The organism is Micromonospora sp. NPDC049580, assembly GCF_040675595.1.
Classification (GTDB): domain Bacteria; phylum Actinomycetota; class Actinomycetes; order Mycobacteriales; family Micromonosporaceae; genus Micromonospora.
On the sequence record NZ_JBFAPG010000293.1, the window covers coordinates 1 to 8,156 of the forward strand.

An 8,156-nucleotide genomic window follows, 5' to 3' on the forward strand; every position below is an offset into this window, starting at 1 on the left:
CCGGCGGGCCGGTGGGCGCTCGGTCAGACCTGGCGGGGCTCGGCGGCGCCGGCGAGCGTGGAGAGGGTGACGCGGAGGTCATGAAGACCGACGAGAGCCGGGTGTCGCTGCGGCGCATCCTGCAACGGTTCACCGCCAGCGAGGCCGAGATCGACGCGCAGGAGCTGCGGCAGGAGAGCGCCGATTGCGGCGGTGTCCTGGCCCAGCAGTGCTCCCGGGGCCAGCTGGTCTCGGTCGCCGGTCGGCTGCGCACCGTGGTCTACACGCCGCGCACCAACCTGCCCACCCTCGAGGCCGACCTGTACGACGGCAGCGACGTCGTCACCCTGGTCTGGCTGGGCCGGCGGCACATCTCCGGGATCGAGCCGGGGCGGCACCTGACCGCGCGCGGCCGGGTGGCCATGCGCGACGACCGCAAGGTCATCTACAACCCGTACTACGAGCTGGACTCGCCGAAGTGACGGCACCGCGGACGGAAGGCCGGGCATGACGACGGGACAGCACCGGGCAGCACAGCCGGAGACCGATCCTCCGCAGGACGACGAGCCGCTGCCCACGATCGCCGAGCAGATGGCCGACCAGCTCGGCGGCTGGCGGGGGCTGGTCGAGTCCAGCATCCCGGTGGTCGTCTTCGTGCTCGCCAACATCATCGGCGACCTGCGGCCCGCCGTGATCGCCTCGGTGACCGTCGCGCTGCTGATCGCCGGGTTGCGGCTGGCTCAGCGCCGGCCGATCCGGCACGCGGTCAACGGGCTGTTCGGGGTGGGCATCGGCGCCGCCATCGCCTGGCGCACCGGTGACGAGCGGGATTTCTACCTTCCCGGCATCCTCTACGGCATCGGCTACGGCATCGCCCTGCTGATCTCGGCGGCCATCCGGCAGCCCCTCGTCGGGTGGATCTGGTCGGTGCTGGTCGCCAAGGGCCGCTCCGAGTGGCGGGCCGACCCGAAGCTGGTGCACGTCTTCACCCGGCTGACCGTGCTCTGGGGCGTGGTGTGGCTCGCCAAGGTGGGCGTGCAGGCCGGGCTCTACCTGGCCCACCAGGACACCGCGCTGGGCGTGGCCCGGCTGGCGCTGGGCTACCCCCCGTACGCGCTGCTGCTGCTCATCACCGTCTGGACGGTGCGCCGGGTCACCCGGGAGCCGCAACCCACCCCGCTGCCCGGCGCCTGAGCGACCGCGCCGCCCGCGCCCGACGGCTCAGTGTGAGCCGCGGGTCCGCTCGACGCTGTCCGGGCCGAGGATGACCGCACGGACATCGTCCTCCACCTCGGCGGTGCAGACGAAGATCAGCTCGTCGCCGGCCTCGATGGGGTCGTCCGGGCTGGGCACCAGGACGCGCTTGCCGCGCAGGATCGCCACCAGGGCGGAGTCGCGGGGCAGCGGCACCGCGTGCAGGGGCTGACCGACGTAGGGAGCGGTCGGCGGGAGGGTGATCTCGACGAGGTTCGCCTCGCCCTGCCGGAAGGTCATCAGCCGGACCAGGTCGCCGACGGTGACCGCCTCCTCGACCAGGGCGGCCATCACCCGGGGCTTGCTCACCGCGACGTCGACGCCCCACTGCTCGGTGAAGAGCCACTCGTTCTCCGCCCGGTTGACCCGGGCCACCACCCGGGGCACCGCGAACTCGGTCTTGGCCAGCAGCGACAGCACCAGGTTGGTCTTGTCGTCACCGGTGGCCGCGACCACCACGTCGCAGCCGGCGACGTTGGCCTCCTCCAGGCTGGCCACCTCGCACGCGTCGGCGAGCACCCACTCGGCGGCCGGCACCCGGTCCGGCCGGAGCATCTTCGGCTGCCGTTCGATCAGCATCACCTGGTGGCCGTTCTCGATCAGCTCCTGGGCGATCGAGCGGCCCACGTTGCCGGCGCCCGCGATGGCGATCCGCATGGCTCAGTGCCCCCCTTCCGGCGGGGTCGCCGCCACCGACGTGACCGTCGCCACGATGTCGTCGCTGACCAGCATGAACACCTGGTCACCCTCCTGTACGACGGTGGACGCGGTGGGCAGCGTGCCGATGCCGAAGCGGATCAGGTAGGCCACCCGAGCACCGGATGCCTCCTCCAGGACGCGCACCGGCCGGCCGATCCACTCCTTGTGCACCGGCACCTCGACGATCGACACGGTGCTCGTGGGGTCGCGGAAGATCTCCACGTTGCCCTCGGGCACGAGGTGCCGCAGCATCCGGTCGGCCGTCCAGCGCACCGTCGCCACCGTGGGAATGCCCAGCCGCTCGTAGACCTGGGCCCGGCGCTGGTCGTAGATCCGGGCCGCGACCCGGGACACGCCGAACGTCTCACGGGCCAACCGCGCCGAGATGATGTTGGAGTTGTCGCCGCTGGAGACGGCCGCGAAGGCGTCCGCGCGCTCGATGCCGGCCTGACGCAGCACCTCGCCGTCGAAGCCCGCCCCGGTCACCGTGATCCCGGCGAAGTCGGGGCCGAGCCGGCGGAAGGCGTCGGCGTCCTGGTCGATCACCGCCACCGAGTGCCCCCGGGACTCCAGGCTGTGGGCGAGGGTCGACCCGACCCGGCCACATCCCATGATCACGACGTGCACGCTGTCCCTCCCAAGGTGCGTACCGCTGCCGCTGGCCCTTTCGCCGCCGGTGGCTCCGAGTTCGAGCCTGCCACGTCCGGGTCGACAGCGGGACCGACCGTACCGCGTCCTGTCGGCCGACGGTGATCGCCCACCCCCGCGTTCTCACCGTGGTGGTCGTACCCTTGGCGTTCGTGGCCAGACCCACCTCGCTGCTGAAGCGACTGCTGCTCGGTCGACCGTTCCGGTCCGACCGACTGCAGCACACCCTCCTGCCGAAGCGCATCGCGCTGCCCGTGTTCGCCTCCGACGCGCTGTCCAGCGTCGCGTACGCGCCTGACGAGATCCTGCTGACCCTGTCCATCGCCGGGGCGTCGGCGTTCCTGTTCTCCCCGTGGATCGCCCTCGCGGTGGTCGTGGTGATGCTCACGGTGGTGGCCAGCTACCGGCAGAACGTGCACGCCTACCCCTCCGGCGGCGGCGACTACGAGGTGGCCACGGTCAATCTCGGGCCGAAGTTCGGGGTCGGGGTGGCCAGCGCCCTGCTGGTCGACTACGTGCTCACGGTGGCCGTGTCGGTCTCCTCCGGCGTGGCGAACCTCGGCTCGGTGGTGCCGTTCGTGGCCACCCACAAGGTCATGATCGCGGTGCTCGCAGTGATCCTGCTGACCGCGGTCAACCTGCGCGGGCTGCGCGAGTCGGGCACCGCGTTCGCCATCCCCACGTACGGCTTCGTGATCGTGATGGGCGCGATGCTGCTCACCGGGCTGTTCCGCGTCTTCGTGCTGGGCGACGACCTGCGTGCGCCCAGTGCCGACCTGGTCATCCAGGCCGAGCACAGCGTGACCGGTTTCGCGCTGGTCTTCCTGCTGCTGCGGACGTTCAGCTCGGGCGCCGCCGCGCTCACCGGCGTGGAGGCGATCTCCAACGGCGTGCCCGCGTTCAAGGCGCCGAAGAGCCGCAACGCCGCCACCACGCTGCTGCTGCTGGGCGCGATCGCGGTGAGCCTGCTCGTCGGGATCATCTGGCTGGCCCGGTTGACCCACCTGCAGTTCGTCGAGGACCCGGCCCTGCAGATCGTCTCGGGCCCCGACGGGTACGTGCAGAAGACGGTGACCACCCAGCTCGGCGAGACGGTCTTCGGCTCCGGCTCGTTCCTGCTCTACGTGGTGGCCGGGATGACCGCGCTCATCCTCTTCCTGGCCGCGAACACCGCGTTCAACGGCTTCCCGGTGCTCGGCTCGATCCTCGCCCAGGACCGCTACCTGCCCCGCCAGTTCCACACCCGGGGCGACCGGCTGGCCTTCTCCAACGGCATCACCTTTCTCGCCCTCTTCGCGATCGTGCTGATCGTCGGGTTCCAGGCCGAGGTGACCCGCCTCATCCAGCTCTACATCGTCGGCGTCTTCGTCTCGTTCACCGTCTCCCAGGCCGGCATGATCCGACACTGGAACCGACGCCTGCGCACCGAGCGGGACCCGGAGGCGCGCAAGCGGATGCACCGCTCCCGGGCCATCAACACCTTCGGCATGGGTCTGACCGGCACGGTGCTGGTGATCGTCCTGATCACCAAGTTCCTGCTCGGCGCCTGGATCGCGATCGCGGCGATGGCCGTGATCTACGCGCTGATGCTGGCCATCCGCCGGCACTACGACCGGGTCGCCACCGAGCTGACCCCACCGGACGAGGGCCGGGCCGTGCTGCCCGCCCGGAACCACGCGATCGTGCTGGTCAGCAAGCTGCACCAGCCGACGCTGCGGGCCATCGCGTACGCCCGGGCCACCCGGCCGGACACGCTGACCGCGGTGACCGTCAACGTGGACGAGAAGGACACCCGCGACCTGCAGGCCGACTGGGAGCGGCGGGAGATGGCGATCCCGCTCACCGTGGTCGACTCGCCGTACCGGGAGATCACCCGGCCGATCCTGGACTTCGTCGCCTCGACCCGTCGTACGTCACCGCGCGACGTCGTCACCGTCTTCATCCCGGAGTACGTGGTGGGACGCTGGTGGGAGAACCTGCTGCACAACCAGAGCGCGCTGCGCCTCAAGGGCCGGCTGCTCTTCGAACCGGGGGTGATGGTGGTCAGCGTTCCGTGGCAGCTCGCCTCGACCGCGAGCAAGAACCTGGACCGGCTGGACGCCACGCTCTCCCGTACCCCCGCGCGCGGGCCGCGGGGCACCGTGCCTGCCGCGGTCACCGCGCCGCCGCCGGACGAGTCCGGCCCGGTGGACAGCGAAACGGTCGGGAACGGCCGTGACTGAGCGGACCGCGGCGGCCTCGCCACCCGTCGGGGCCGAACGTGGCCTGGCGGAGGCGGAGCGGGTCGAGCTGATCGTCGACGCGGTCGCCCCCGGCGGGCACTGCGTGGCCCGGGTGGACGGGCAGGTGGTGTTCGTCCGGCACGCGCTGCCCGGCGAGCGGGTGATCGCCGAGGTCACCGAGGTGCACCGGGGGTTCGTCCGGGCCGACGCCGTGACCGTGCTGGACCCCTCACCGGACCGGGTGGAGCCGCCCTGCCCGTACGCGAGGCCGGGCGCCTGCGGCGGCTGCGATCTGCAGCACGTCGCCCCGGACGCGCAGCTGGCCTGGAAGACCGCAGTGGTGCGCGAGCAGCTGGTCCGCCTCGGCGGGCTCGCCGACGCCGAGCTGGACCGGCTCGGCGTCCAGGTCGAGGCGCTGCCGGGCGGGCTCCTGGGCTGGCGTTCACGGGTCCGCTACGCGGTCGACGCCGCGGACCGCGCCGGCCTGCTCAAGCACCGCTCGCACGAGGTCGTGCCGATCGACCGCTGTCGGATCGCCCACCCGGCCATCCAGCAGCTGCCGGTACTCACCCCGTCCGGCACGCGCTGGCCGGCGGCCGAGGCCGTGGAGACCGTCGCCAGCACCGGCGGGGACGTGAGCGTCGCCGAGGTCCGCGACGGGGTGGCCACGCCGGTGAGCGGGCCTACCGAGGTCCGCGAGGTGGCCGCCGGGCGGGACTGGGCGCTGCCCGCGTCCGCCTTCTGGCAGGTGCACCCGGCGGCGGCGGACACCCTGTCCACGGCCGTGCTGGAGCTGCTCGACCCGCGTCCGGGCGAGGAGGCCTGGGACCTCTACGGCGGCGCCGGGCTGTTCGCCGCCGGGCTGGCCGCCCGGGTCGGCGCGTCCGGTCGGGTGACCCTGGTGGAGGCTGCCGCGCAGGGCGTGGCCGCCGCCCGGGAGAACCTGGCCGACCTGCCCCGCGTGGAGGTGGTGGCGGCCCGGGTGGAGACCGCGCTGGCCCGTCGACGGATCACCGGCCCGGTCGACGTGGTGGTGCTCGACCCGCCGCGCTCGGGCGCCGGCGCTCCGGTGGTGCGCGCGCTGACCGCCGCCGGTCCGCGGGCGGTCGCGTACGTGGCCTGCGACCCGGCCGCCTTCGCCCGGGACGTGCGCACCTTCGCCGAGCTGGGCTGGCGGCTGGCCGCGCTGCGCGGCTTCGACCTGTTTCCGATGACCCAGCACGTCGAGCTGGTGGGGCTCCTGCTGCCGGCCGACGCGCCCGTTGTGGATCGGCCCTGACCAGGCGCTCAGCCGCCCGCTGCGGTGCGCGCGGCTCGGGCCAGGCTGCGGAGTGTCGGACGGCCGATAGACTCTCCGGTCATGAGTGTTGAAGAGGACACGGCCAACCACGGTCGGTTGCTGGGGACGGTACGCGGTCCGCAGGACGTCAAGCGGATGTCGGGCGAGGAGCTGGATGTGCTCGCCGCGGAGATTCGGGACTTCCTGATCGCCAAGGTCTCCCGCACCGGCGGGCACGTCGGGCCCAACCTCGGAGTGGTCGAGCTGACGCTGGCCATGCACCGCGTCTTCGACTCCCCCCGGGACCGGCTCCTGTTCGACACCGGCCACCAGGCGTACGTGCACAAGATCCTCACCGGGCGCCAGGCCGGCTTCGACAAGCTCCGCCAGCGCGGCGGCCTCTCCGGCTACCCCAGCCAGGCGGAGAGCGAGCACGACCTCATCGAGAACTCGCACGCCTCCACCGCGCTCTCCTACGCCGACGGCCTGGCCAAGGCGTACGCCCTGCGGGGCGAGGCGCGCAGCGTCGTGGCCGTGGTCGGCGACGGCGCGCTGACCGGCGGCATGTGCTGGGAGGCGCTGAACAACATCGCCACCGCCGGCAACTCCCTCGTCATCGTGGTCAACGACAACGGCCGGTCCTACTCGCCGACCATCGGCGGTCTCGCCGACCACCTCTCCTCGCTGCGGCTCAACCCCGGCTACGAGAAGGTCCTCGACACGGTCAAGGACGCCCTGGGCTCCACGCCGCTGGTCGGCAAGCCGATGTACGAGGTGCTGCACGCCGTCAAGAAGGGCATCAAGGACGCGGTCGCCCCGCAGGCCATGTTCGAGGACCTCGGGATCAAGTACGTCGGTCCGGTGGACGGGCACGACGTGGCGGCCGTCGAGTCGGCGCTGCGCGCGGCGAAGAACTTCGGCGGCCCGGTGATCGTGCACGCCGTCACCCGCAAGGGGTACGGCTACCGCCCGGCCGAGGAGGACGAGGCGGACTGTCTGCACGGCCCCGGCAGCGCCTTCGACGTGGAGACCGGCGCGCTGCTGGCCGCCCCCTCGGTGAAGTGGACCCACGTCTTCGCCGACGAGCTGCTGGCCGTGGCCGACGAGCGGCCGGACGTGGTGGGCATCACCGCCGCCATGGCCGAGCCGACCGGCATCGCCAAGCTGGCCCGCAAGTACCCCGAGCGGGTGTACGACGTGGGCATCGCCGAGCAGCACGCCGCCACCTCGGCGGCCGGCCTGGCGCTCGGCGGTCTGCACCCGGTGGTCGCGGTCTACGCCACCTTCCTCAACCGCGCCTTCGACCAGGTCCTGCTGGACGTGGCGATGCACAAGCTGCCGGTGACCTTCGTGCTGGACCGGGCGGGCATCACCGGCCCGGACGGCCCCAGCCACTACGGCATCTGGGACATGTCGGTCTTCGGCGTGGTTCCCGGCCTGCGGATCGCCGCTCCCCGGGACGCCGCCACGCTGCGCGAGGAGCTGCGTGAGGCGCTGGCCACCGACGACGGCCCGACCGTCGTGCGGTTCCCGACCGGCGCGGTCGCCGCGGACCTGCCGGCGCTGCGCCGGGTCGGCCCGGTCGACGTGCTGGCCGAGTCGGCGCGTACCGACGTGCTGCTCGTCGCCGTCGGCTCCTTCGGCCAGCTGGGCATGGAGGTCGCGGCCCGGGTCGCCGAGCAGGGCTACGGCGTCACCGTCGTCGACCCCCGCTGGGTCCGCCCGGTCCCGGCCGAGCTGGTCGAGCTGGCCGCCCGGCACCGGCTCGTGGTCAGCGTCGAGGACGGCGTCCGCGTCGGCGGAGTCGGCGACGCTCTCGGCCAGGCCATGCGGGACGCCGACGTCCGGGTGCCGCTCAAGGACCTGGGCGTACCGGCCGACTGGCACCCGCACGGCACCCGCGCGCAGATCCTCGCCGACCTCGGCCTGACCGCCCAGGACGTCGCCCGCAACGTCACCGGCTGGATCTCCGGCCTGGACGCCACCCCGGACCGGCTGACCCCCACGAAGACCCCGGCCCAGAACTGACCCGGCTCGACCGACGGCGGGCGGCCCCTACGGGCCCGCCCGCCGTC

At 72.8% G+C, this 8,156-nt stretch carries 7 protein-coding genes; 5 read left to right on the forward strand and 2 right to left on the reverse strand.

What is annotated here, in order from left to right; translation table 11 throughout:
• Positions 1-80 precede the first annotated feature (80 nt).
• Positions 81-461: an OB-fold nucleic acid binding domain-containing protein gene (locus tag AB0J68_RS21560; protein ID WP_354862496.1), complete on the forward strand. Its 381-nt coding sequence runs from the start codon at positions 81-83 to the stop codon at positions 459-461.
• Positions 462-486: 25 nt separating this feature from the next.
• Positions 487-1,173 carry a DUF3159 domain-containing protein gene (locus tag AB0J68_RS21565; protein ID WP_363940185.1) on the forward strand — a complete coding sequence of 229 codons (687 nt, stop codon included), beginning with the start codon at positions 487-489 and terminating at the stop codon, positions 1,171-1,173.
• A gap of 27 nt (positions 1,174-1,200) precedes the next feature.
• Here AB0J68_RS21565 and AB0J68_RS21570 read toward each other — a convergent pair whose 3' ends face one another.
• Together AB0J68_RS21570 and AB0J68_RS21575 are read right to left on the reverse strand one after the other, a co-directional pair.
• Complete coding sequence (locus AB0J68_RS21570; RefSeq protein ID WP_234587936.1) at positions 1,201-1,890, reverse strand: TrkA family potassium uptake protein; 690 nt, start codon at positions 1,888-1,890, stop codon at positions 1,201-1,203.
• A gap of 3 nt (positions 1,891-1,893) precedes the next feature.
• Complete coding sequence (locus AB0J68_RS21575) at positions 1,894-2,559, reverse strand: TrkA family potassium uptake protein (RefSeq protein ID WP_266251020.1); 666 nt, start codon at positions 2,557-2,559, stop codon at positions 1,894-1,896.
• 173 nt (positions 2,560-2,732) lie between these two features.
• Between AB0J68_RS21575 and AB0J68_RS21580 the strand changes: the two genes are divergently transcribed.
• From AB0J68_RS21580 to dxs, 3 genes are all read left to right on the forward strand, one after another.
• Positions 2,733-4,802 carry an APC family permease gene (locus AB0J68_RS21580; RefSeq protein ID WP_354862491.1) on the forward strand — a complete coding sequence of 690 codons (2,070 nt, stop codon included), beginning with the start codon at positions 2,733-2,735 and terminating at the stop codon, positions 4,800-4,802.
• Positions 4,795-6,081 (forward strand): TRAM domain-containing protein, encoded by a 1,287-nt coding sequence (locus AB0J68_RS21585; RefSeq protein WP_363940187.1) that lies wholly within the window; start codon positions 4,795-4,797, stop codon positions 6,079-6,081. The genes AB0J68_RS21580 and AB0J68_RS21585 overlap by 8 nt, the downstream gene beginning before the upstream one ends.
• 81 nt (positions 6,082-6,162) lie before the next feature.
• Entirely contained in the window at positions 6,163-8,109 is a 1,947-nt protein-coding gene (dxs, locus tag AB0J68_RS21590; protein ID WP_355063976.1) for a 1-deoxy-D-xylulose-5-phosphate synthase, read from the forward strand.
• Positions 8,110-8,156: the final 47 nt, after the last annotated feature.

Coding starts and splice junctions, on each gene's coding strand:
- AB0J68_RS21560 (WP_354862496.1), top strand. CDS start 81: ATGAAGACCGACGAGAGCCGGGTGTCGCTGCGGCGCATCCTGCAACGG.
- AB0J68_RS21565 (WP_363940185.1), top strand. CDS start 487: ATGACGACGGGACAGCACCGGGCAGCACAGCCGGAGACCGATCCTCCG.
- AB0J68_RS21570 (WP_234587936.1), bottom strand. CDS start 1,890: ATGCGGATCGCCATCGCGGGCGCCGGCAACGTGGGCCGCTCGATCGCC.
- dxs (WP_355063976.1), top strand. CDS start 6,163: ATGAGTGTTGAAGAGGACACGGCCAACCACGGTCGGTTGCTGGGGACG.